This window comes from Stenotrophomonas sp. FW305-C-20-S1, from assembly GCF_058783335.1.
This window is the reverse complement of sequence record NZ_JBYTEK010000006.1, coordinates 133,196-156,581: the sequence shown is the minus strand read 5'-3', so window position 1 is coordinate 156,581 and position 23,386 is coordinate 133,196. Positions and strand designations below refer to the sequence as shown.

Sequence of the window (23,386 nt, the reverse complement as noted above, 5' to 3'; positions counted from 1 at the left end):
GGCATGGATGCCGCGGCCAAGCCCCCATGGACGGGTTTACGGCGTCCCCCGCAACCGGACCCACCCCGCCATCCCACAGGAACCCCGCTTTTGCTTCGGCTGTTGCTGTTGAGGTTGCCGGCCAGCGGCCGGCACTACCGCGGGGCGCGGGGTGCAACCCCGCAAAGCAATACCCCCCTCACTTCACTGAACCGATCAGCCATTTCGGCACGGCACTTGCACTAGCTCCAGCAGACACCCCCATCCCTGTTTCTGGAACCGTTGCAGATGTCCCACTCCGTCACTTCGATCCTTTCCCAGATCCGCTCCTACCAGACCCAGGTGGGACAGCCCGCGCTCAACCCGCTGGCCGAAGCGCCGCGTAGCAATGCCCTGCCGGGCACGGTGCTGGATGCGCCGCAGGTCCAGCCTGCCAGCTTCACTGAAACCCTGCGCGGCGCCATCGCCGGCGTCAACGATGCGCAACAGAAATCCGGCGCGCTGGCCAAGGCCTTCGAACTGGGTGAACCCGGTGCCGACCTGGCCAAGGTGATGGTCGCCTCGCAGCAGTCCCAGATCGCCTTCCGCGCCACCGTGGAAGTCCGCAACCGTCTCGTCCAGGCCTACCAGGACGTGATGAACATGCCGCTGTAAGGATAGAACCGCATGGCCCTGTCGCTCTCCAAGGAATCCCTGAACGCCGAAAAGGCGGGCCAGTGGTTCGATCGGCTGCAAAGCCTGCAGATCACCCGTCGGCTCGGACTGATGGCGATGATCGCCGTGGCCGTCGCGGCCGGGCTGTTCGTGTTCTTCTGGTCGCAGAAGCCGGGCATGGTGCCGCTGTACACCGGCCTGGACCAGAAGGCCACCGCTGAAGCGACCGATCTGCTGCGTGCCGCACAGATTCCGTTCCAGCTGGACCCGGCCACCGGCGGCATCACCGTGCCGGAGAAGAACCTGCATGATGCCCGCCTGAAACTGGCGGGCTCGGGCCTGACCGACAGCGGCAAGCTCGGCTTCGAGCTGATGGAGCGCGACCCCGGTTTTGGTGTCAGCCAGTTCGTGGAAAGTGCGCGCTACCAGCACGCGCTGGAAACCGAGCTGTCGCGCACCATCAATACGCTGCGCCCGGTGCGCGATTCGCGCGTGCACCTGGCCATTCCCAAGCCCAGTGCGTTCACCCGCCAGCGTGATGTGGCCAGTGCCTCGGTTACCCTTGAACTGCGTGGCGGCCAGCAGCTGGAACGCAGCCAGGTTGATGCGATCGTGCACATGGTTGCTGCAGCCATTCCCGATCTGGCGCCGGAACGGGTGACCGTGGTCGACCAGAGCGGTCGCATGCTCAGTGTCAGCGACCCCAACAGCGAAGCGGCCGTCAACGCCGCCCAGTTCGAACAGGTGCGCCGCCAGGAAACCTCGTTCAACCAGCGTATCCGCGAGTTGCTGGAACCGATGACCGGCCCCGGCCGGGTCAACCCCGAAGTCAGTGTCGACATGGACTTCTCGGTGACCGAGGAAGCGCGCGAGCTGTACAACGGCGAGCCGCAGAAGCTGCGCAGCGAGCAGATGAGCGAGAACACCAGCAGCACGCCGGGCCCGCAGGGCGTACCGGGTGCCACCAGCAACAGCCCGCCGGGCCAGGCCGCCGCACCGGCCACCGCGCAGGCACCGACCGAAAGCAGCAAGAACGCGACCCGCAACTACGAGCTGGACCGTACCCTGCAGCACACCCGCCAGCCGGCCGGCCGCATCAAGCGCGTGTCGGTGGCGGTGCTGGTGGACAACGTGCCGCGCGCCGGCGCCAACGGCAAGGTTGCACCGCAGCCGCTGTCGGCGGCCGAACTGACCCGGGTCGAGGCACTGGTCAAGCAGGCCGTCGGTTTCAGTGCCGAGCGTGGCGACACCGTGTCGGTGATGAATGCCCCGTTCGTGCGTGACACCACGCCGGTGGAAGGCCCGGCCTGGTGGGAACTGCCGTGGGTGCACGATGCCGGCCGCATGCTGCTGGGTGCGCTGGTGGTGATGGCGTTGCTGTTCGGCGTGCTGCGCCCGGCACTGCGCGGCATCACCGGGCAGAACCGCAAGAACGAAGAACTGGCGCTGGAACCGCACACCGCGGACGTGCAGCTGGTCGATGACGATGGCACCCCGCTGCCGGCGCTGGGCGCCGACCGGGTCAGCCTGGGCGGGCCGGAAGCGCTGGCCCTGCCGGTGGATTCTTATGAGGAACGATTGCGGATGGCCCGTGAAGCCGTGAAGACCGACTCCAAGCGCGTGGCCCAGGTGGTCAAGGGCTGGGTGGCCAATGACTGAGGTCGCGCCCCTGACCGGCGTGCAGCGCGCCGCCGTCCTGTTGCTGTCGCTGGGTGAACTGGACGCGGCCGAAGTGCTGCGCCACATGGAGCCGAAGGAGGTGCAGAAGATCGGCATCGCCATGGCCACCATGTCCGACATCACCCGCGAACAGGTGGAACGGGTGATGGACCAGTTCAGCCAGGAACTGGGCTCGAAGACCTCGCTGGGCGTGGGCTCGGACGACTACATCCGCAACATGCTGGTGCAGGCGCTGGGCAGCGAGAAGGCCGGCAACCTGATCGACCGCATCCTGCTGGGCCGCAACACCACCGGCCTGGACGCACTGAAGTGGATGGACCCGCGTGCGGTGGCCGACCTGGTGCGCAACGAGCATCCGCAGATCATCGCCATCGTGATGGCGCACTTGGAAACCGACCAGGCTGCCGACGCGCTGAAGCTGCTGCCCGAGCGCACCCGCGTGGACGTGCTGCTGCGCATCGCCACCCTCGACGGCATTCCGCCCAATGCGCTGAACGAACTCAACGAGATCATGGAACGCCAGTTCGCCGGCAACCAGAACCTGAAGTCGTCCAACATCGGCGGCGTGCAGTGCGCGGCCAACATCCTCAACTTCATGGACAGCGGCCAGGACCAGGCGATCCTGGGCGAGATCGCGCGCATCGACGCCCCGCTGAGTGGCCGCATCCAGGACCTGATGTTCGTGTTCGACGACCTGGTGGACCTGGACGACCGCGAGATGCAGCTGGTGCTGCGCGAAGTCAGCGGCGAACGACTGGGTCTGGCCCTGCGCGGCGCCGACATCAAGGTGCGCGACAAGATCACCCGCAACATGTCCCAGCGTGCAGCCGAGATCCTGCTGGAAGACATGGAAGCGCGCGGCCCGGTCCGCCTGTCCGACGTGGAAGTGGCGCAGCGCGAGATCCTCGCCATCGTCAAGCGCATGGCCGATGAGGGCACTGTCACCATCGGCGGCAGCGCGGAGGCGATGCTGTGAGCAACGTCGTGCGCTGGCTTGCCCCGGACCTGCTGGCCCAGCCCGAACCGGTGCTGGACCAGGACGAGGCCTTCGAACTCACCGAGCCGGACCCGGAGCATGAGCCCGAGCCGCCGCTGCAGCTGCCGACCCTGGAGGAAATCCAGGCGATCCAGGACAGCGCCGAGAAGGAAGGTTTCGACCAGGGCCATGCCGATGGCTTCAGCCAGGGCCAGGCCGAAGTGCGCCGCTTGGTCGCGCAGATCGAGGGCATCCTCGACAACTTCGGCCGGCCGCTGGCACGCCTGGAAAATGAAGTGGTCGGCGCCCTCGGCGAACTGGCGGTACGCATCGCCGGTGCGCTGGTAGGCCGTGCCTACGAGGCCGATCCGGCGCTGTTGGGACAACTGGTCGGCGAGGCGATTGACGCCGTCGGCGGCAGCAACCGCGAGGTGGAAGTACGCCTGCACCCCGATGACATCAACGCCCTCGCCCCGTTGCTGACCCTGTCGCCGCAGCAGCGCCTGGTGCCTGATACCAGCCTGAGCCGTGGCGACCTGCGCGTGCATGCCGAAGCGGTACGCATCGACGGCACCCTGGAAGCCCGCCTGCGCGGCGCGCTGGACGCCGTGATCCGCCAGACCGGAGCCATCGCATGAATACCAATACCGCTTCGCAGCCGTCGCCGCCGGCCGACTGGGCCGTGGCCCGCAACCTGCGCCTGGCCAACCGCCTCGACGGCCTGAAGGTCGACACCGCGCACGGTCGCGGGCTGATCCGCGAAGGCGTGCTGCGGCGGGCGGTCGGCCTGACCCTGGAAGCGGTCGGCTGCGAAGCGCCGCTCGGCGCCAGCTGCAAGGTGGAAGTGGTTGACGGCGGCTGGGTCGATGCCGAAGTGGTCGGCTTCGCCGGCGAACGCACCTACCTGATGCCCAGCGCCGAACTGCACGGGCTGCTACCGAATGCGCGAGTGGTGCCCTCGGCGCGTCGTGGCGGCGTGGAAGTGGGCGAAGGCCTGCTCGGCCGTGTCATCGACAGCGATGGCGTACCGCTGGATGGCAAGGGCCCGATCCGCGCTGAAGGCCACGTCGGCATGGCCGGCGTGTCGATCAATCCGCTGGCGCGCGAACCGATCACCCAGCCGCTGGACGTGGGCGTGCGCGCGATCAATGCGCTGCTGCCGATCGGCCGCGGCCAGCGTGTGGGCCTGTTCGCCGGCTCCGGCGTCGGCAAGTCGACGCTGCTGGGCATGATGACCCGCTACACCGCCGCCGACGTGATCGTGGTCGGCCTGATCGGTGAGCGTGGCCGCGAAGTGCGCGATTTCGTTGAAAGCACGCTGGGCGAGGAAGGCCTGCGCCGCGCGGTGGTAGTGGCCAGCCCGGCCGACCGGCCGCCGCTGGCCCGCCTGCATGGCGCCTACCGTGCCACGGCCATCGCCGAGTGGTTCCGCGACCAGGGCCTGAACGTCCTGCTGCTGATGGATTCGCTGACCCGCTTCGCGCAGGCGCAGCGCGAGATCGGCCTGTCGGTGGGCGAGCCGCCCACCACGCGCGGCTATCCGCCATCGGTGTTCGCCAAGCTGCCGGCACTGGTGGAACGTGCAGGCAACGGCGCCAAGGGGCGCGGTTCGATCACCGCCTTCTACACCGTGCTGACCGAAGGCGACGATCCGCAGGATCCGATCGCCGATGCAGCGCGCGCGATTCTTGACGGCCACATCCTGCTCTCGCGCCGGGTGGCCGACAGCGGCCTGTACCCGGCCATCGATGTGGAATCGTCGGTCAGCCGCGTGGTCACGGAAATCGCCGACGAACCGTGGCGCCTGCGCATCCGCAAGCTGAAACGGCTGGTCTCGGCCTACTCGGCCAACCGCGACCTGATCGCCATCGGCGCCTATCAGCGCGGCAACGACGCGGCGACCGATGAAGCCCTTGAGCGCTGGCCGGAAATCATGGAATTCCTCGGCCAGGATGTGGCCAAGGCCGCAGATCTACCGCACAGCCAGGCGGCGTTGCAGCGCCTGGTGGAACAAGAGAACGAGAGGCTGACATGATCCAGTCCAAGCGCATCGACCCCCTGCTGAAGCGGGCCCAGGAACACGAGGACGCGGTCGCCCGCGACCTGGCCGAACGCCAGAACGTGCTCGACACCCATCTGTCGCGCCTGGACGAACTGCGGCGCTACGCCGAGGAGTACGCCAACGCGCAGATGGCCGCGACCAGCCCGGCGCAGCTGTTGAACCGGCGCGCATTCCTGGACCGGCTGGACAGCGCGGTGGAACAGCAGCAGCAGACCGTCAACGGCAACCTCGAAAAAGTGGAGGCCGAACGCGCGCGCCTGATCCTGGCCAGCCGTGACAAGGCCGTGCTGGAGCAGCTGGCCGCCAGCTACCGCGCGCAGGAAAAAGTGGTGACCGACCGCCGCGACCAGCGCGAGATGGATGACATCGGCGCACGCCGCGCGCGCCTGGCACAGACCGAAGACCAGGACGATGGCGAGCAGGGAGGCCGGTCGTGATGCCCTCCCCGTTGAGCAGCAACGCCAGCGCACCGACGCCCGGCGGCAGTGGCAATGCCGGCAGCGCACGCGCCTCGCGCAGCGATTCCGGCAAGGATTTCGGCCAGATGCTGCAGGGCGGCAGCGCCTCGACCGGCACGCCCGGTACCGCCACAAACGCCAGCAATCCGGCAACACCGGCCAACGCTGCAACACCACCCGACGGCAACCCGGGCAAGGCGACGCCGCGGCCGACCGACGGCGAAGCAGCCGCCACGGACGCCAGCACATCGACACCTGCCGTACCGGCGACGTCGGCAGCCAGCGACGACAAGGACACCCCGGCCAACGCGGGCGACGCGCCTTGGCCGCCACTCGGATTGGCCGGCCTGATGCTGGCCGTGCCCACCGGCGTCGATCCGGCGCCTGTGCTGCCGCCGCCAGCGGCCAGCGATGCCGAAGGTGGCGCGCTGCCCTCCGCTGCACTGGCACCCGCGGCCGCCGCAGTGGCGACCAACGCGAGCCAGGGCGCGGCAGCGCCGGCCGCCAGCGCTCCGGCATCCGCTGCCGGCGATGATGAGGCCAGTGGCCTGCCGCTGCCGGAGCTGGTGATGAGTGGCAAGGCATTGGATCGTGCCGACGACGGTGACAGCCTGCAGATCGGCGACCGCGCACCTCCGGCACCGCTGCAGCCCCCCCTGCCCGCCGCCCTGCAGGACCTGAAGGCCGCACTGGCCAGCAATGCCGTCTTCAATGGCGAACCGACTCCGAAGCCGGTGCTGGGCGATGATGGTTTCGACCAGGCCATCGGCGCGCGCATCGGCTGGCTGGCCGACCAGAAGATCGGCCATGCCCACATCCGCCTCAATCCGGAAGACCTGGGGCCGGTGGACGTGCGCCTGCAGATGAACGGTGACAAGGTCCATGCCAGCTTCAGCAGCCCGCATGTGGATGTACGCCAGGCGCTGGAAAGCAGCCTGCCGCGCCTGCGTGAACTGCTGGGCGAGCAGGGCTTCCAGCTGGCCCATGCCGATGTCGGCCAGCAGCACAGTGGCGACGGCACTCCGGGCAGCCCGGCGGGCGGCGGCGGTCGTGGTGGTGACGGAGAACCGTCACTGGGCGACACCACGGTGTCGGCGTCGCAGCTGATCCGCCAGCGCGGGTTGTTGGACGCGTACGCCTGACAGGCGTGCCAACCAAGGTTGGCACCCACCAGAGCGGGACGGTCGGCACCTGGCAGTACACGGGTAGCGCGGGCCATGCCCGGCGGATTCCCGACATTCCGCCGGGCATGGCCCGGCGCTGCCGATATGAACACCCGACGGAATTCCGTCACCGTCCTCCCCGGCCGCTCCGGCACACCCCTTGCATATCCCGGTGAAGCAACCCTCAGGAGCTTCACCCCGTGGCCGCAGCCGCTGACAAAACCAAGAAGACCGCCGACAAGGACAAGACCGCCAAGCCGCGCAGTCCGATCCTGATCACCGCCCTGGTCGCCGTACTGGCCGCCGGTGCCGCCGGTGGCGGCGTCTGGTTCTTCACCCAGTCCAAGCACGAAGACAAGGCCGCGCAGGCGCCGAAGAAGACCACCACCCCGGCCCCGGCCCAGTACTTCGCGCTGGAACCGGCATTCGTGGTCAACCTCAACGGCTCGATCGACGGCCCGCGCTACCTGCAGGTGGAAGTGCAGCTGATGACCCGCGATCCGGTCGCGCTGGAAGCGATCAAGACCCATGCCCCGGCCATCCGCGCGCGCCTGCTGATGCTGTTCTCGCAGGTCAGCCCGCAGCAGATCGCCGACATCGCCGGCAAGCAGAAGCTGCAGGCCGATTCGCTGGCCGAAGTGCAGAAGGTGCTGAAGGCCGAGACCGGCAGCAACGGTGCCGACGACCTGCTGTTCACCAGCTTCGTGACCCAGTAAGGGCTCCCCGATGAATGACCTGCTGTCCCAGGATGAGATCGATGCCCTGTTGCATGGCGTGGACAGTGGCGCGGTCGAAACCGAGCCGGACGCCCCCAGTGGCGAAGCACGCTCCTACGATTTCGCCAGCCAGGACCGCATCATCCGCGGTCGCATGCCGACCCTGGAAATGGTCCACGAGCGCTTTGCGCGCCTGTGGCGGATCGGCCTGTTCAACCTGATCCGGCGTTCGGCCGAACTGTCCGTGCGCGGCATCGAGCTGATCAAGTTCAACGACTACATGCACTCGCTGTATGTGCCGACCAACCTGAACCTGATCCGCTTCAAGCCACTGCGCGGTACCGGCCTGATCGTGTTCGAACCGACCCTGGTGTTCGCCATCGTCGACAACTTCTTCGGTGGTGACGGGCGCTACCCGACGCGTATCGAAGGCCGCGAGTTCACCGCCACCGAAATGCGGGTGATCCACCTGCTGCTGAAGCAGACCTTCGCCGACCTGCGTGAAGCGTGGGCACCGGTGATGGACGTGGAATTCGAGTACATCAACTCGGAGATCAACCCGCACTTCGCCAACATCGTGACGCCGCGCGAATACGTGGTGGTGTGCCGCCTGCATGTCGAACTCGACGGCGGTGGCGGTGACATCCACGTGACCCTGCCCTACTCGATGCTGGAGCCGATCCGCGAACTGCTCGACGCCGGCATCCAGAGCGACCGCAACGACCGCGACGAGAGCTGGGGACGCACCCTGCGCGAGCAGCTCAACGTGGCCGAAGTGACCCTGTCCAGCGTACTGGCCAGCAAGCGCATGACCCTGCGCGACCTGACCCGGCTGAAGGTCGGCGACATCCTGCCGATCGACCTGAGCCCGCAGGTGCCGCTGTGCGTGGAGAACATCCCGGTGTTCACCGGTGAGTTCGGCGTCGCCAACGGCATGAACGCCGTAAAGATCACCGCTACCCATCCGCCGGGCACCCGTCCGCGCGTACCCGTCATCCAGGAAGACCCGCAATGAACGATATCGACGCCCTCGAACCGACCCCGGCCCAGTTCAGCAACCTGCAGGCCGATGAAGCGACCGGCCCGGATTTGAACCTGGACGTGATCCTCGATGTGCCGGTGACGCTGTCGCTGGAAGTCGGCCGCGCCCGCCTGCCGATCCGCAACCTGCTGCAGCTCAACCAGGGTTCGGTGGTTGAGCTGGAACGGGGTGCCGGCGAATCGCTGGACGTGTTCGTCAACGGCACGCTGATCGCCCATGGCGAAGTGGTCGTGATCAACGACCGCTTCGGCGTGCGCCTGACCGATGTGGTCAGCCCCAGCGAGCGGATCCGGAGACTGCGTTGAGCCTGCTCGCCACCACTCTGGCCGTCGCCAAGACGGCCCCGCAGATCGGCCAGCATGCGCCGGCCGCACCGAGCCTGTTCGGTGCGGTGCTGGCCCTGCTGGCAGTGCTGGCCCTGGTCATCGGCCTGGGCTGGCTGCTCAAGCGCCTGCCCGGCAGCGGCTTCCGCCCGGCCGAGGGCATGAAGCTGGTGGCGAGCCTGAATGTCGGCGCCAAGGAACGCGTGGTGGTGGTCGAGGTCAATGGTCAGCAACTGCTGTTGGGCGTCACCGCCGGCGGCATCAACGCCCTGCACACCCTGCCCGAACCGCTGTCACCGCCTGCGCCGGTACGCGTACCCGACCTGAAGAACCTGCCGAATTTCGCCCAGCTGCTACAACAGCGGCTGCGCAAGGACCCCTGACATGCGTGTGACCCGTTCCCGTCTTGCCACCTTGCTGCCGTGGCTGAGCCTGATCGCCCTGTGCCTGCTGCCTGCGTTGGCGTTCGCCGCCCCGGGCGCGCCGACCACGCCGCTGCCGGACATCAACGTCGGCAAGATCGGCGGTGCGCCGGTCAGCCTGCCGTTGCAGACACTGCTGTTGATGACGGCGATCACCCTGATCCCGTCGATGCTGCTGGTGCTGACCTCCTTCACCCGCATCATCATCGTGCTGGGCCTGCTGCGGCAGGCGCTGGGCACCGGCCAGACGCCGTCCAACCAGGTCCTGCTGGGCCTGGCCTTGTTCCTCACCGCGATGATCATGCTGCCGACCTGGGACAAGGCCTGGAGCACCGGCATGGCGCCGTACCTCAATGGCGAGATCGACTTCCAGACTGCCTGGACGCTGACCACCACGCCGCTGCGCGCCTTCATGCTGGCGCAGATCCGCGAGACCGACCTGATGACCTTCGCCGGCATCGCCGGTCACGGCACCTACGCCAGCCCTGATGCGATTCCGTTCCCGGTACTGGTTGCGTCGTTCGTCACCAGCGAACTGAAGACCGCCTTCGAGATCGGCTTCCTGATCTTCATCCCGTTCGTGATCATCGACCTGGTCGTGGCCAGCGTGCTGATGTCGATGGGCATGATGATGCTGTCGCCGATGCTGGTCTCTGCGCCGTTCAAGATCCTGCTGTTCGTGCTGGTCGATGGTTGGGTGCTGACCGTCGGCACGCTGGCGGCCAGCTTCAATCCGGCCTGATCCGAAGGTCAGCCGAGCATGGCTCGGCTCTACAGAGGCGACGCCGGGCAGTGCCGGCTGCCGCATTGACCACCGCCGGGCATGGCCCGGCGCTACCGATGGAACCATGATGTCTCCCGAACTTGCCTTGACCGAACTGCGTGGTGGCCTGATTACCGTGCTCTGGGTGGCCGGCCCGCTGCTGCTGACCGTACTGGTGGTCGGCGTGGTGGTGGGCGTGGTGCAGGCGGCGACCCAGCTCAACGAGCCGACCATCGCCTTCGTTGCCAAGGCTGCGGCCCTCACAGCGGTGTTGTTTGCACTGGGCAGCCTGCTGATCGGCCATCTGGTCGAATTCACCACGCTGCTGTTCCAGCGCATCCCGCACCTGATCGGCTAGACGGACGCGCACGCAGATGGACGCCGCCACCCAGATGGCTGCCGACGGCCTGAATGCCTTCGGCATGATCGGCACCGTGCTGTGGACCATGCTGCGCATCGGCGCAGTGGCCATGGCAATGCCGATGATCGGTACCCGCGCGGTGCCCGGCCGGGTGCGGGTGATGCTGGCCGGCACGCTGGCCATTGCGTTGGCGCCGCTGCTGCCGCCGGTACCGGACTGGACCGGTTTCGACGCCGCTACCGTGCTGACCATCGCCCGCGAGCTGGCGATCGGCGTGGCCATCGGTTTCATGCTGCGGCTGGTGTTCGAGGCTGGCGCCATGGCCGGCGAACTGGTCGCCCAGGGCACCGGCCTGGCGTTTGCGCAGATGAGCGACCCGCTGCGCGGCGGCACCTCCGGTGTCATCGGCCAGTGGTTCTATCTGCTGTTCGGCCTGCTGTTCTTCACCGCCAACGGCCACCTGGCGCTGATCTCGCTGGTGGTGGACAGCTACCGCGCCCTGCCCATCGGCGCGCCCCTGCCCGACCCGCACGCGTTCTTCAGCATCGCCCCGACCTTCCTGCTGACCGTGCTGCGCGGTGCGTTGACCCTGGCCATCCCGCTGACCGTGGCGATGCTGGCGGTCAACCTGGCCTTCGGCGTGCTGGCCCGCGCCGCACCGGCGTTGAATCCGATCCAGCTGGGCCTGCCGGTCTCGCTGCTGCTGGGCCTGTTCCTGCTGACCCTGCTGGTCGGTGAAATGGGGCCGCCGGTGCAGCGCCTGTTCGATGCTGCCTTCCAGGCGGCCGGTGCGGTGACCCGCTGACGTGGTCGTCACGTTCTGCTGCTTGCCGTCCCCCCCGGTGCCCGCGTTAGAGTGAATGCGCAGCGACCGGGGGGACGCTGCAACCGGCGGCTCTGGTCGCCCGCCTTGCGCATGCCCCACCGTAGTTTTTCCGTTGACAGGCAGGTCCGGGAGACTGACGAATGCTGGTAGGCACGTACAACCCGTGGCTGGTGGCGACCTCATTGCTGGTTGCAGTGATGGCGTCCTACACCGCACTGGCGATGGCCGGGCGCACCGTCACCGCGCCCGGCAAGGGCGCGACCTGGTGGTGGCGCCTGGGCGGCGGCTTTGCGATGGGGCTGGGCATCTGGTCGATGCACTTCATCGGCATGCTCGCCTTCGACCTGCCCATTCCACTGGGCTACGACCTGCCCATCACCCTGCTGTCGCTGGCACTGGCGATCGGCTCGTCGGTGTTCGCGCTCTGGCTGGTATCGCTGCGCACCCTGCCCCATCCCCGCCTGGCCGGCGGTGCGCTGCTGATGGGCAGCGGCATCGCCAGCATGCACTACGTGGGCATGGCCGCGATGCGCATGCAACCGGGCATCGACTACCAGCCGGTGTGGCTGCTGCTGTCGCTGCTGGTCGCCGTGGCCGCGTCGTGGACTGCCTTGTACGTGGCCTTCCGCCTGCGCGCACAGCACACCCGCATCGGCGACCGCCTGGCCGCCGCCGGCCTGCTCGGCCTGGCCATCGTCGGCATGCACTACACCGGCATGGCCGCCGCCCGCTTCCCGGAAGGCAGCGTCTGCGGCGCAGCGGTGGGCGATGGCCTGCAGAACAACTGGCTGGCGATGCTGGTGGTGGTGCTGACCGTGGCGATCCTGGCGGTGGTGCTGGTGGTGTCCTGGCTGGACCAGCGGGTGGAGGCGCAGCTGTTGCGCCTGCGCAATTCGCTGCTCAGCACCTCCTTGACCGACGCCCAGCAGGAACTGACCCAGGCCGCGCTGCACGACCCGCTCACCCGCCTGCCGAACCGGCTGCTGCTGCAGCGGCGCATCCTGCAGGCCCTGGCCGAGGCCGAACAGGGCGGCAGCCGCTTCGCGGTGATGTTCATGGATCTGGATGGCTTCAAGCAGGTCAACGATGCCTATGGCCACCAGGCCGGCGATGCGCTGCTGGTGGCCGTGGCAGAACGCACCCGCCAGCTGCTGCGGCCGCACGACATGCTGGCACGGCTGGGCGGCGACGAATTCGTGCTGGTGGTGCGCATCGAACAGGACGAGGACCTGCCGACCCTGGCCCGGCGCATCCTGCAGGCGGTGGGCAGCGGCCCGCTGCTGCCGGACCACGAGCTGCAGGTGAGCGCCAGCATCGGCATCGCGATCTGCCCCGACCATGCCGCCAGCGAACGCCAGCTGATGGCCTTCGCCGATGCCGCGATGTACCAGGCCAAGGAGTCGGGCCGCAATGCGTTCGTGCTGTTCGCCGACTGGATGAACGACAGCGCCGAGCAGCAGTTCCGCCTGCTGGCCGACCTGCGCCGCGCGATCGGCAGCGAGCAGCTGTTCCTGCATTACCAGCCGAAGATCCGCGTGGCTACGCAGAAGGTGGCTGGCGCCGAAGCGCTCATCCGCTGGCGTCATCCGGAACAGGGCCTGATTCCGCCGGACCGCTTCATCCGCCTGGCCGAGCGCAGTGGCGCGATCAACGAGATCGGCCGCTGGGCGCTGGACCAGGCCTGCCAGCAGCTGCGCCACTGGCACGATGCCGGCCATGAAAGCTGGACGATGTCGGTGAACCTGTCACCGGTGCAGTTCAGTTCGCCGCACCTGCTGCAGGACGTGCGCGAGGTGATCGAGCGCTACGCGATCGCCCCGCGCAACCTGGTGCTGGAGATCACCGAAAGTACGGTGATGCGCGATACCGATACCAGCCTGCGCCTGCTGCAGAGTTTCTCCGCCCTGGGCGTGGGCATCTCGATCGATGATTTCGGCACCGGCTACTCCAGCCTGCTGTACCTCAAGCGCCTGCCGGCCACCGAAATCAAGATCGACCACGCATTCGTGCGCGACCTGGAACACAGCGCCGAAGACGTGGTGATCGTGTCGGCCATCGTTGCGCTGGGCCATGCGCTGGACATGGACATCGTGGCCGAGGGCGTGGAGACCGCCGCGCAGCGCGCCTACCTGGAGCGCCTCGGCTGCGACTACCTGCAGGGCTTCCTGCTGGGCCGGCCAGTGGACGCGGCCCGCTTCATGCAGCTGCACGACCTGCCGCGGCCACGGGTGGAACTGGCGCAGGGCCCGCAGGACCGGCCCCCGGTGTAGCGCCGGGCCATGCCCGGCTGATGCAATGATCCAGGCTGCCCGCTCGCCGGGCATGGCCCGGCGCTACCGGCACCTGCTCCGGCAGGCGCCCACTTCAGTTGGCACATGCACCCGTAACGGAACGATTCTTGCACGCACCCCGGCATCCCCTGCTGCAGTGCCTGTGATGTCCGAGAACGAATCCGCCGGCGAAAAAACCGAACAACCGACAGAAAAACGCCTGCGCGACGCCCGCGAACAGGGCAACCTGCCGCGCTCGCGTGAACTGGGCACGGCCGCCGTGTTCGGCGCCGGGGTGATCGCGGTGATGGCCATGAGCGGCTCGATGGCCAGCGGCGCCAGCGCCTGGATGCGCCATGCGCTCAGCCCCGAACAGAGCCTGCGCCAGCACCCGAAGGCGCTGTTCGGCCACTTCGGCGACCTGCTGCTGCAGCTGATGTGGGTGATCGCCCCGCTGGTGCTGGTCTGCCTGCTGGCCAGTTTCCTGGCGCCGGTGGTGATGGGCGGCCTGCGCTGGTCGGCCAAGGCGATGATGCCCGACATCAACCGCATGAACCCGATGAGCGGGCTCAAGCGCCTGTACGGCCCCGAAGCCATCGCCGAGTTCATCAAGTCGCTGCTGCGGGTAGCCTTCGTCGGCGTCGCCGCCGGCATGGTGGTCTGGACCAGCTTCAACACCCTGCGCGGGCTGATCCACCAGCCGCTGGAAACGGCCATCGGCGACGGCCTGGGCTTCACCCTGCGGCTGCTGCTGGCCACCGCCGGGGCGATGCTGGTGCTGGCCGCCATCGACGCGCCGTACCAGCGCTGGAACTGGATGCGCAAGCTGAAGATGACCCGCGAGGAGCTGCGCCGGGAAATGAAGGAAAGCGAAGGCAGCCCGGAAGTGAAGGGCCGCATCCGCCAGCTGCAGCAGCAGATGGCCAACCGCCGGATGATGGAGGCGGTCCCCACTGCCGACGTGGTGGTGGTCAACCCCACCCACTACGCGGTGGCCCTGAAATACGAAGGCGGGGCCATGAACGCACCCACCGTGGTCGCCCTGGGCGTGGACGAAACCGCCCTGCGCATCCGTGAAGTGGCCGACGGCAACAAGGTCGCCATCGTCTCTGCCCCGCCTTTGGCACGCGCCTTGTATCGGGAAGGCCAACTCGGCAAGGAAATCCCCGTGAGACTGTATTCAGCCGTCGCCCAGGTCCTCTCTTACGTCTACCAGCTGCGCAGCTGGCGGACCGGCCCGATGCCGTCCACGCCGCACATCCAGGTTGATGAGTTCGGCAACGGGGGCCGTCCATGAGCGCCCAGGCATCCAGCTTCAGTACCCGCCGCGCGCTTGAAATGATCCGCCAGGGCCTTGGCGCGCCGCTGATCGTGCTGGCCCTGCTGGCCATGGTCGTGGTGCCGCTGGCCGCGCCGGTGCTCGATGCGCTGTTCACCTTCAACATCGCCATCTCGCTGATGGTGCTGCTGGCGGTGGTCTACGTGAAGCGCCCGCTGGACTTCACCATCTTCCCGATCGTGCTGCTGATCACCACCATGCTGCGGCTGGCGCTGAACGTGGCCTCCACCCGTGTGATCCTGCTCAACGGCCAGAACGGCCACGAAGCGGCCGGCAAGGTGATCGCCGCATTCGGTGAGTTCGTGATCGGCGGCAACTACGCTGTCGGCATCGTGGTGTTCGCGATCCTGACCATCATCAATTTCGTGGTCATCACCAAGGGCGCCGGCCGCGTCTCGGAAGTGACCGCGCGCTTCATCCTCGACGCCATGCCCGGCAAGCAGATGGCGATCGACGCCGACCTCAACGCCGGTTTGCTGACGCGCGAGGAAGCCAAGCTGCGCCGCGAGGAAGTACGCGAGGAAGCCGACTTCTACGGTGCGATGGACGGTGCCAGCAAGTTCATCCGCGGCGATGCGATCGCCGGCATCCTGATCCTGTTCATCAACATGCTGGGCGGCCTGGCCGTGGGCGTGCTGCAGCATGGCATGCCCTTCGGCGATGCCGCCGCCACCTACACCCTGCTGTCGATCGGTGACGGCCTGGTGGCGCAGCTGCCGGCGCTGCTGGTCTCCAGCGCGGTGGCGATGCTGGTTACCCGTGCCTCGCGCTCGCAGGACATGGCGCAGGCGATGACCGGCCAGGTGTTTGGCCAGTACCGTGCGCTGGCCATCACCGCCGGCATCCTCGGCGTGGTCGGCCTGGTGCCGGGCATGCCCAACGTCGCTTTCCTGACGCTGGCGGCCATCCTCGGCTTCATCGCCTGGAAGGTGTACCGCAAGGGCCTGGTGCCGGCGCAGGCCGACACCGCTGCAGGCGACGCCAACGCACTGAACGCGCTGGGCCGCCCCGCTGGCCCCGCACCCACCGCGGAACTGAGCTGGGACGAGCTGCGCCCGGTCGATCCGCTGGGCCTGGAAGTGGGCTATCGATTGATTTCGCTGGTGGACAGCAACCAGGGCGGCGAGCTGATGCCGCGCATCAAGGGCGTGCGCCGCAAGCTGACCCAGGACGTCGGCTTCCTGATTCCCTCGGTCCACATCCGCGACAACCTGGAACTGCCGGCCAACGGCTACCGGGTACTGGTGCATGGCGTGCCGGTGGCCACTGCCGAGATCCATCCCGACCGCGAACTGGCGCTGGACCCGGGCAGTGCCCTCGGTCCGCTGGAAGGCATCGCCGGCAAGGACCCGGCCTTCGGACTGGACGCGACCTGGATCCAGCCACACCAGCGCGCCCAGGCCGAAACCCTGGGCTATACCGTGGTCGACCCGGCCACGGTGGTGGCCACCCACCTTTCGCACCTGATCCGCGAGCACGCACCGGAACTGCTCGGCCACGAGGAAGTGCAGCACCTGCTGGCCAACCTGGCCAAGAGCGCGCCCAAGCTCGTCGAAGATCTGACGCCGAAGGCGCTGCCGCTGTCGGCGGTGGTGCGCGTGCTGCAGAACCTGCTGGTCGAGCGCATTCCGATCCGCCAGCTGCGCAAGATCGCCGAAGCACTGGTCGAACACGCCCCGCACAGCCAGGACCCGGCCACGCTGACCGCCGCCGTGCGCACCGCACTGGGCCGCTTCATCGTGCAGGAGATCGCCGGAATGTCGGCGGAGCTGCCGGTGTTCACCCTCAACCCGCAATTGGAACGTGTCTTGCAGGAGTCCACGCAGGGCAACGGCGCCGCGCTGGAACCCGGACTCGCTGAGCGACTGCACCAGAGCCTGGCCGAATGTGTCAGCAAGCAGGAAGCCCGCAACGAGCCCGCGGTGGTGCTGGTACCTGGCCCGGTGCGTGCCGCGCTGGCCCGCCTGGTCCGCCACAGCGTTCCGTCGCTGTCGGTCCTGGCCTACAGCGAGGTGCCGGAGGACAAGCGCCTGAAGCTGGTCGGAACGATCAGCTGACGCCGCCCTGCAACGCGCCAGAAAACAGACACCACTTTCAAACACCCGCAACAGACAGATTCCAAGGGGAACCCGAACCGTGCAGACCACCGACCATCCGCGTTCTCCGACCGCCACTCCGCCGACTTCGTCCCGTGACCACAGCATGAAAATCAAACGATTCGTCGCCGCCGACATGCGCTCGGCCATGAACCTGGTGCGCAAGGAACATGGTCCTGATGCCGTGATCCTGTCCAACCGCCGGATCGAGGAAGGCATCGAGATCGTGGCCGCCGCCAACTACGATGAGAGCGCCGTGCAGCGCGCCCTGGAAGCGTCGCGCCGCGACGTTGCACCGCCGCCCGCGCCGAAGCCGCGCAGCGCCGCCGACGCAGTGATCGCCGCAGTCACCCGCCGTCGCAGCGGCACCCCGGCACCGGAGCCGGTGGCCGCCACCACCTCGGCCGTCGCCGCCCTCGCCCGCGCCGCCGTCGGCGCTACCGGCCGCACCCTGGACAGCGCCGACGAGATCGTGCCGACGCGTGGCAGCACCGGCTTTGCCGCCACTCTGGCGCGCGCCGCCGTCAATGAATCGACGCTGCCGGAACAGATCTTCGCCCCGTTCGCCGACGCCATCGTGGCGCCCTCGCCCTCGCCTGCGGCAGCCGCGCCGGTGAACCGCGCCCGCTTCCAGATCGACCCGCCGCTGGAAGACAGCGCGCAGATGCCGGCAGTGACGCCGCCGCCGTTGCCGGCTGCCCTCGAGGCCGCCACGGCACCCGAAGACCAAGCCTCACACGCGCCGGTTGCCGTGCAGCCGACCGAGGCTGCACCGGCACCGATGCCGACGCTGGCGCCAGCACCTGCGCTGACCCTGATCGCCGATGACGCCGAGATCCGCCACCTGCGCCAGGAAGTGGCCGGCATGCGCCAGGTGATCGAGCGCGAGATGAACCGCTTCACCGACGAGCGCCTGCGCGGCAGCCCGGTGCGTGCCACCGCGCTGGACCTGATGGACGAGTACGGCTTCGATGCCGGCATCGCCCGCGACGTGGCCATGCAGATCCCGCTGGAAACCGAAGCGCATCGCGGCCGCGGCCTGATGCTGGGGCTGATCTCGCGCAAGCTGCCGATCGCCCCGGTCGATCCGATGGAGGAAGGCGGTGTGATCGCCCTGGTCGGCCCGACCGGCGCCGGCAAGACCACCACCATCGCCAAGCTGGCCTCGCGCTTCGCCGAAGCCCATGCCGCCCGCGACGTCGCCCTGGTCACCACCGATACGATGCGCATCGGCGCCCGCGAACAGCTGTACGGCTACGGCCGCCAGCTCGGCATCGCCGTGCACGAGGCCAACAGCGGCACCGACCTGGACCAGCTGCTGGAACGCCTGAAGGACTACAAGCTGGTGCTGATCGACACCGCCGGCCTGGGCCCGCGCGACCGTGCGCTGGCCGCCCAGCTGCAGTGGCTGCGCGCTGCCCGCCAGGTCCGCACCCTGCTGGTACTGCCGGCCAACACCAGCTTCGGCGACATGGACGAGGTGGTCCGCCGCTTCGGCGCGGCCAACCTGCAGGGCCTGGTGCTGAGCAAGCTGGACGAGACCGGCCGCTTCGGCAACGCCCTGTCGGTGGCGGTGGACCACAAGCTGCCGATCACCTGGGTGACCGATGGCCAGGACGTCCCGGACGACCTGCACCGGGCCAGTGCAGCCAATCTTGTACTTCGCCTTGAAGATTTGCGCCGCGCGGCCGATATGCCCTGCAACCCGGAGTTGAACCATGCCGTCGCGTGAGTACGCCAAGCTGACCACCACCTTCCCGCTGACGGCGACCCGCAGCGAGCCGCTCGGCCCTGTGCGCACGATTGCCGTGACCGGCGGCAAGGGCGGCGTCGGCAAGACCAACGTATCGGCCAACCTGGCCGTGGCGCTTGCGGGAATGGGCAAACGCACCCTGTTGCTGGACGCCGACCTGGGCCTGGCCAACATCGACGTGATCCTGGGCCTGAGCCCCACCAACACCCTGGCCGACCTGGTCGCTGGCCGCTGCAGCCTGGATGACGTGATCATCGAAGGCCCGAACGGCGTGCTGGTGGTACCGGCTGCGTCGGGCCGCCGGCACATGGCCGAGCTGGCCCCGGCCGAGCATGTCGGCCTGGTCAACGTGTTCTCCGAACTGGAGCGCGAGCTGGACATCATGGTGGTGGACACCGCCGCCGGCATCACCGATGGCGTGCTGACCTTCTGCCAGGCCGCGCAGGACACCGTGGTGGTGGTCTGTGATGAACCGGCCTCGATCACCGACGCCTATGCGCTGATCAAGGTGCTGTCACGCGAACGTGGCGTGGACCGCATCCAGGTGGTGGCCAACATGGTGCGCGACCCCAACGAAGGCCGCGTGCTGTACGAGAAGCTGACCCGCGTCTGCGAGAAATTCCTCGCCGATGTCTCGCTGAACTACCTCGGCTGCGTGCCGCAGGACGACTGGCTGCGCCTGTCGGTGCAGCGCCAGCAGCCGGTGGTGAAGGCCTATCCGTCCAGCCCGTCGGCACTGGCGATCACCGAGATCGCCCGCCGCACCGCCCGCTGGCAGGCACCGACCGAGCCGCGCGGTGGCGTCGAGTTCTTCCTCGAACGCATCATCAAGCAGCGCGGGGTGGCAGCATGAAAGGCGCCGCCCAGTACAGAGAGGTCCAGCGCACGGCGGCCAACGAGGTCATCGCCCAGCACTCGGACCTGGTGCGGCGCATCGCCCACCATCTGGCCGCACGCCTGCCGGCCAGCGTTGAGGTGGACGACCTGATCCAGGCCGGCATGATGGGCCTGATCGAAGCCTCGCGCAGCTACGACGCCGACCAGGGTGCCTCGTTCGAGACCTACGCCTCGATCCGCATCCGCGGTTCGATGATCGATGAGATCCGTCGTGGCGACTGGGTACCGCGTTCGGTGCACCGCCGTGCACGTGACGCTGCAGCCACCATCCGCCGCCTGGAGCAGAGCACCGGCCGCGCCGCCAGTGCCACCGAAGTGGCCGCCGCGATGGAGATGCCGCTGCCCGAGTACCTGCGCCTGATGGAGGACGCCTCGCGCGGCCAGGTACTGAGCCTGGAGTCGCGCATTGAAGACCAGGGCGAGCTGGACACCGTCGCCCAGGGCGGCCCGACCCCGCAGCAGGTGCTGGAGCGCGGTGAATTCGGCCGCGAGCTGGGCAATGCCATCGGCCACCTGCCCGAGCGCGAACAGCTGGTGCTGTCGCTCTACTACGAGCAGGAACTGAACCTGAAAGAGATCGGCGCAGTGCTCGGCGTGAGCGAGTCGCGGGTCTGCCAGATCCACGGCCAGGCGGTCCTGCGCCTGCGTGGCCGACTGAAGATTTTCGAGGCGGCCGACGCCGGCCTCGAGAGCTGATCAACAAAGGAACTCTGCTTTGAACAAGAACATGCGCATCCTGATCGTCGACGACTTCTCGACCATGCGTCGTATCGTCAAGAACCTGCTGGGCGATCTGGGCTTCACCAATACCGCCGAAGCCGAGGACGGGCATGCCGCGCTGTCGCTGCTGCAGAGCCAGCCGTTCGACTTCGTGGTCACCGACTGGAACATGCCGGTGATGACCGGCATCGAACTGCTCAAGGCCATCCGTGCCGATGCCAAGCTGAAGACCCTGCCGGTGCTGATGGTGACTGCCGAAGCCAAGCGCGAGCAGATCATCGAAGCGGCGCAGAACGGCGTGAACGGTTACATCATCAAGCCGTTCACCGCACAGACGCTGGAAGAGAAGCTCGGCAAGATCTTCGAACGCCTGGCGGCCAGCGCTTGATGGATACCACGGTCGACAAGAGCGCCCTCGCCCTGCGCCTGCAGGAAGCCCTGGATGCACTGGAATCCGGCGACGAGGCGGCATGGCGCCAGCGCATCGACGGCCTGGTCGCGCTGCGCACCCAGCCGATGATGAGCGGCCTTTCGCGGCTGGCCCGCGAGCTGGGCCAGGCGCTGGGCGAACTGCCGACCGTGCCCGATGAAGCCGGCGAGCTGGACGATGCCTGCGCGCGCCTGGACCACGTGGTGGCGATGACCGAACAGGCCACCCACCGCACCCTGGACCTGGCCGAAGAGTGCCGCAGCCTGACCGAACAGCTGCGCGCCGACGGCCTGCAGCCGGGCCAGGACCTGCAGCTCGACCGCATCCGCCACAACCTCACCGAGATCGCCCTGACCCAGAGCTACCAGGACCTGACCGGGCAGATCATCCGTCGCGTGGTGGGCATCGTCCGCCGCGTGCACGAAGGCTTCGGCGCGCTCGGTCTGCCGCCGGAACAGCATCGCACCGATCCGGAACTGGCTGGGCCGGCACTGAAGGGACTGGACCGCCATGCGGTCTCGCAGAACGACGCCGACGACCTGTTGTCGGATCTGGGGCTGTAACCATGGGCGCAGTAGCCGACGACATCACTGCCGATTTCATCATCGAGGCCCAGGAGATCCTGGATCGCCTCGGCGAACAGCTGGTGTCGCTGGAACAGGCACCGCAGGACAATGAACAGCTCAACGCGGTGTTCCGTGGCTACCACACGCTGAAGGGCGGCGCAGGTTTCCTCGGCATCACCGCAATGGTCGAGCTGTGCCACGCCGCCGAGGAAGCGCTGGGCGCCGCACGCGCCGGCCAGGCCGTCCTGCAGGCGCATCACTTCGATGCCGCCCAGCAGTCACTGGACTACCTGCAATCGATGCTTGACGCGGTGTCTTCGGGCACCGAGCCGGGCTTTGCCCCGCCCGAACTGGTCGCCCAGTTCGACGTGCATGGCGGCGGCGCTGCCGCGCCTGCGGCCGCGACGCCGGGTGCGGGCGGCGGCGACCTGATCACCGACGACGAATTCGAGGCCCTGCTCGACCAGCTGCATGGCGGCAAGGCGCCGACAACCGTGGCGGCGGCGAAGAAGGCCGACGACATGATCAGCGAGGACGAGTTCGAGGCATTGCTCGACCAGCTGCATGGCGGCGCCGCCCCGGGCAGCAACACCACCGCAGCGGCTGTTGCGGTACCGGCACCGCGATCGGCGCCCTCGCCGGCCCCGCCCGCTGCCAAGCCCGCACCCAACAAGCCTGTCGCCGAAGCCGAACACACCGTGCGCGTGGACACCAAGCGCCTGGATGCCATCGTCAACCTGATCGGCGAACTGGTGCTGTCACGAAACCGGTTGAAGACGCTGCGCGCGCGCCTGCGCGATGAAGAGCTGGACCGCGCCGTGTCCACGCTGGATATCGCCACCGCGCGCCTGCAGTCGGCGGTGATGCGCACCCGCATGCAGCCGGTCGGCAAGGTGTTCTCGCGCTTCCCGAAGGTGGCGCGCGACGTTGCGCGTTCGCTGAAGAAGGAAGTGGACCTGGAACTGATCGGCGCCGAAACCGAGCTCGACCGCAACCTGGTCGAAGCGTTGGCCGACCCGCTGGTGCACCTGGTCCGCAACGCCATCGACCATGGCGTGGAAATGCCTGACCTGCGCGAAGCGCAGGGCAAGCCGCGGATGGGCCACGTGCGCCTGTCGGCACAGCAGGAAGGCGACTACGTCAGCATCGAAGTGCAGGACGATGGCGCCGGCATCGATCCGGAAAAACTGCGCGCCAAGGCGCGCGAGAAGGGCCTGATCGATCCGGAAGCCGCCGCCCGCCTGAGCAGCGAGGAATGCCTGCACCTGGTGTTCCTGCCAGGGTTCTCGACCAAGCAGCAGGTCACCGACATTTCCGGCCGCGGCGTCGGCATGGACGTGGTGCAGTCGCGCATCCGTGAGCTGAGCGGGCAGATCCAGATCCAGTCGGAACTGGGCCGCGGCAGCCGTTTCATGATCCGCGTACCGCTGACCCTGGCGATCCTGCCGACCCTGCTGGTGCAGGCCGGCGAAGACGTCTACGCACTGCCGCTGGCCCGTGTGATGGAAGTGCTGCATGCGCCGCGCACCTCGTTGGGCTGGTTCGACGGCCGCGCCGTGCTCGACCGCCGCTCGCACACGCTGGCGCTGGTCGACCTGCGGCAATGGCTGGATGTGACGCCGGCCACCTCGCCCCTGCTGACCATCGTCGTGCTGCAGGCCGGTGAAGCACGCTTCGGGCTGGTGGTGGACCAGGTGCGCGGGCGTGAGGAAGTGGTCATCAAGCCACTGCCCAAGGCCCTGCGCGGCCTGCGTGGTTATGCCGGTGCAACCTTGATCGGCGATGGTCGCATGGCGCTGATCCTGGACGTGGACGGGCTGCGCTGAAGCCCGCCGGGCATGGCCCGGCGCTACCGGAAACGGCCCCGCAGGGTAGCGCGGGGGGAGGGCC

The 23,386-nt window shown here is 68.1% G+C and carries 23 protein-coding genes; all 23 read left to right on the top strand.

The features are described 5' to 3' along the window. Window positions 1-267: 267 nt before the first annotated feature. The 23 genes from fliE to AC3WTC_RS05150 all read left to right on the top strand — a co-directional run bounded on the left by fliE (window position 268) and on the right by AC3WTC_RS05150 (window position 23,322). Window positions 268-633: a flagellar hook-basal body complex protein FliE gene (gene fliE / locus AC3WTC_RS05260; RefSeq protein ID WP_025878997.1), complete on the top strand. Its 366-nt coding sequence runs from the start codon at window positions 268-270 to the stop codon at window positions 631-633. Window positions 634-645: 12 nt separating this feature from the next. Continuing rightward, window positions 646-2,292, top strand: coding sequence for a flagellar basal-body MS-ring/collar protein FliF (gene fliF / locus AC3WTC_RS05255; RefSeq protein ID WP_025878996.1), 1,647 nt, complete (start codon window positions 646-648; stop codon window positions 2,290-2,292). Between the two features lie 10 nt (window positions 2,293-2,302). Further along, window positions 2,303-3,289, top strand: a complete 987-nt coding sequence (fliG, locus tag AC3WTC_RS05250) for a flagellar motor switch protein FliG (RefSeq protein ID WP_025878995.1) — start codon at window positions 2,303-2,305, stop codon at window positions 3,287-3,289. After that, window positions 3,286-3,927, top strand: coding sequence for a FliH/SctL family protein (locus AC3WTC_RS05245; protein WP_140227014.1), 642 nt, complete (start codon window positions 3,286-3,288; stop codon window positions 3,925-3,927). Before fliG ends, AC3WTC_RS05245 begins: the two co-directional genes overlap by 4 nt. Further along, complete coding sequence (locus tag AC3WTC_RS05240; RefSeq protein ID WP_025878993.1) at window positions 3,924-5,324, top strand: FliI/YscN family ATPase; 1,401 nt, start codon at window positions 3,924-3,926, stop codon at window positions 5,322-5,324. The genes AC3WTC_RS05245 and AC3WTC_RS05240 overlap by 4 nt, the downstream gene beginning before the upstream one ends. Next, window positions 5,321-5,788, top strand: coding sequence for a flagellar export protein FliJ (gene fliJ, locus AC3WTC_RS05235; protein ID WP_025878992.1), 468 nt, complete (start codon window positions 5,321-5,323; stop codon window positions 5,786-5,788). The genes AC3WTC_RS05240 and fliJ overlap by 4 nt, the downstream gene beginning before the upstream one ends. Then, window positions 5,788-6,951: a flagellar hook-length control protein FliK gene (locus AC3WTC_RS05230; protein WP_492710852.1), complete on the top strand. Its 1,164-nt coding sequence runs from the start codon at window positions 5,788-5,790 to the stop codon at window positions 6,949-6,951. Before fliJ ends, AC3WTC_RS05230 begins: the two co-directional genes overlap by 1 nt. Window positions 6,952-7,172: 221 nt before the next feature. Further along, window positions 7,173-7,688 carry a flagellar basal body-associated FliL family protein gene (locus tag AC3WTC_RS05225; protein WP_492710850.1) on the top strand — a complete coding sequence of 172 codons (516 nt, stop codon included), beginning with the start codon at window positions 7,173-7,175 and terminating at the stop codon, window positions 7,686-7,688. Between the two features lie 10 nt (window positions 7,689-7,698). Continuing rightward, window positions 7,699-8,703, top strand: coding sequence for a flagellar motor switch protein FliM (fliM, locus tag AC3WTC_RS05220; RefSeq protein WP_025878989.1), 1,005 nt, complete (start codon window positions 7,699-7,701; stop codon window positions 8,701-8,703). Further along, on the top strand, window positions 8,700-9,035 hold the full coding sequence (gene fliN / locus AC3WTC_RS05215; protein ID WP_025878988.1) for a flagellar motor switch protein FliN: 336 nt from the start codon (window positions 8,700-8,702) through the stop codon (window positions 9,033-9,035). The genes fliM and fliN overlap by 4 nt, the downstream gene beginning before the upstream one ends. Then, complete coding sequence (gene fliO / locus AC3WTC_RS05210) at window positions 9,032-9,436, top strand: flagellar biosynthetic protein FliO (protein WP_492710847.1); 405 nt, start codon at window positions 9,032-9,034, stop codon at window positions 9,434-9,436. Before fliN ends, fliO begins: the two co-directional genes overlap by 4 nt. Before the next feature lies 1 nt (window position 9,437). Continuing rightward, window positions 9,438-10,217: a flagellar type III secretion system pore protein FliP gene (gene fliP, locus AC3WTC_RS05205; RefSeq protein ID WP_025878986.1), complete on the top strand. Its 780-nt coding sequence runs from the start codon at window positions 9,438-9,440 to the stop codon at window positions 10,215-10,217. A gap of 109 nt (window positions 10,218-10,326) precedes the next feature. After that, window positions 10,327-10,596: a flagellar biosynthetic protein FliQ gene (locus AC3WTC_RS05200; RefSeq protein WP_005413254.1), complete on the top strand. Its 270-nt coding sequence runs from the start codon at window positions 10,327-10,329 to the stop codon at window positions 10,594-10,596. Window positions 10,597-10,612: 16 nt separating this feature from the next. Continuing rightward, on the top strand, window positions 10,613-11,404 hold the full coding sequence (gene fliR / locus AC3WTC_RS05195; RefSeq protein WP_032974840.1) for a flagellar biosynthetic protein FliR: 792 nt from the start codon (window positions 10,613-10,615) through the stop codon (window positions 11,402-11,404). Between the two features lie 161 nt (window positions 11,405-11,565). Then, window positions 11,566-13,695: a putative bifunctional diguanylate cyclase/phosphodiesterase gene (locus tag AC3WTC_RS05190; protein ID WP_492710841.1), complete on the top strand. Its 2,130-nt coding sequence runs from the start codon at window positions 11,566-11,568 to the stop codon at window positions 13,693-13,695. Window positions 13,696-13,861: 166 nt separating this feature from the next. After that, window positions 13,862-14,992 (top strand): flagellar biosynthesis protein FlhB, encoded by a 1,131-nt coding sequence (gene flhB, locus AC3WTC_RS05185; protein ID WP_033831035.1) that lies wholly within the window; start codon window positions 13,862-13,864, stop codon window positions 14,990-14,992. After that, on the top strand, window positions 14,989-17,091 hold the full coding sequence (gene flhA, locus AC3WTC_RS05180; protein WP_492710838.1) for a flagellar biosynthesis protein FlhA: 2,103 nt from the start codon (window positions 14,989-14,991) through the stop codon (window positions 17,089-17,091). The genes flhB and flhA overlap by 4 nt, the downstream gene beginning before the upstream one ends. Window positions 17,092-17,236: 145 nt before the next feature. Then, window positions 17,237-18,862 (top strand): flagellar biosynthesis GTPase FlhF, encoded by a 1,626-nt coding sequence (gene flhF / locus AC3WTC_RS05175; RefSeq protein WP_492710836.1) that lies wholly within the window; start codon window positions 17,237-17,239, stop codon window positions 18,860-18,862. After that, window positions 18,849-19,736 carry a MinD/ParA family ATP-binding protein gene (locus AC3WTC_RS05170; protein WP_025878980.1) on the top strand — a complete coding sequence of 296 codons (888 nt, stop codon included), beginning with the start codon at window positions 18,849-18,851 and terminating at the stop codon, window positions 19,734-19,736. The genes flhF and AC3WTC_RS05170 overlap by 14 nt, the downstream gene beginning before the upstream one ends. Next, window positions 19,733-20,476: an RNA polymerase sigma factor FliA gene (locus AC3WTC_RS05165; protein WP_025878979.1), complete on the top strand. Its 744-nt coding sequence runs from the start codon at window positions 19,733-19,735 to the stop codon at window positions 20,474-20,476. The genes AC3WTC_RS05170 and AC3WTC_RS05165 overlap by 4 nt, the downstream gene beginning before the upstream one ends. A 19-nt stretch (window positions 20,477-20,495) precedes the next feature. Further along, a complete protein-coding gene (gene cheY, locus AC3WTC_RS05160) occupies window positions 20,496-20,888 on the top strand; it encodes a chemotaxis response regulator CheY (protein WP_005413247.1) in 393 nt (130 codons plus the stop codon). Further along, on the top strand, window positions 20,888-21,493 hold the full coding sequence (locus AC3WTC_RS05155) for a protein phosphatase CheZ (protein WP_492710832.1): 606 nt from the start codon (window positions 20,888-20,890) through the stop codon (window positions 21,491-21,493). The genes cheY and AC3WTC_RS05155 overlap by 1 nt, the downstream gene beginning before the upstream one ends. Before the next feature lie 2 nt (window positions 21,494-21,495). After that, window positions 21,496-23,322, top strand: a complete 1,827-nt coding sequence (locus AC3WTC_RS05150) for a chemotaxis protein CheA (RefSeq protein WP_140227016.1) — start codon at window positions 21,496-21,498, stop codon at window positions 23,320-23,322. Window positions 23,323-23,386: the final 64 nt, after the last annotated feature.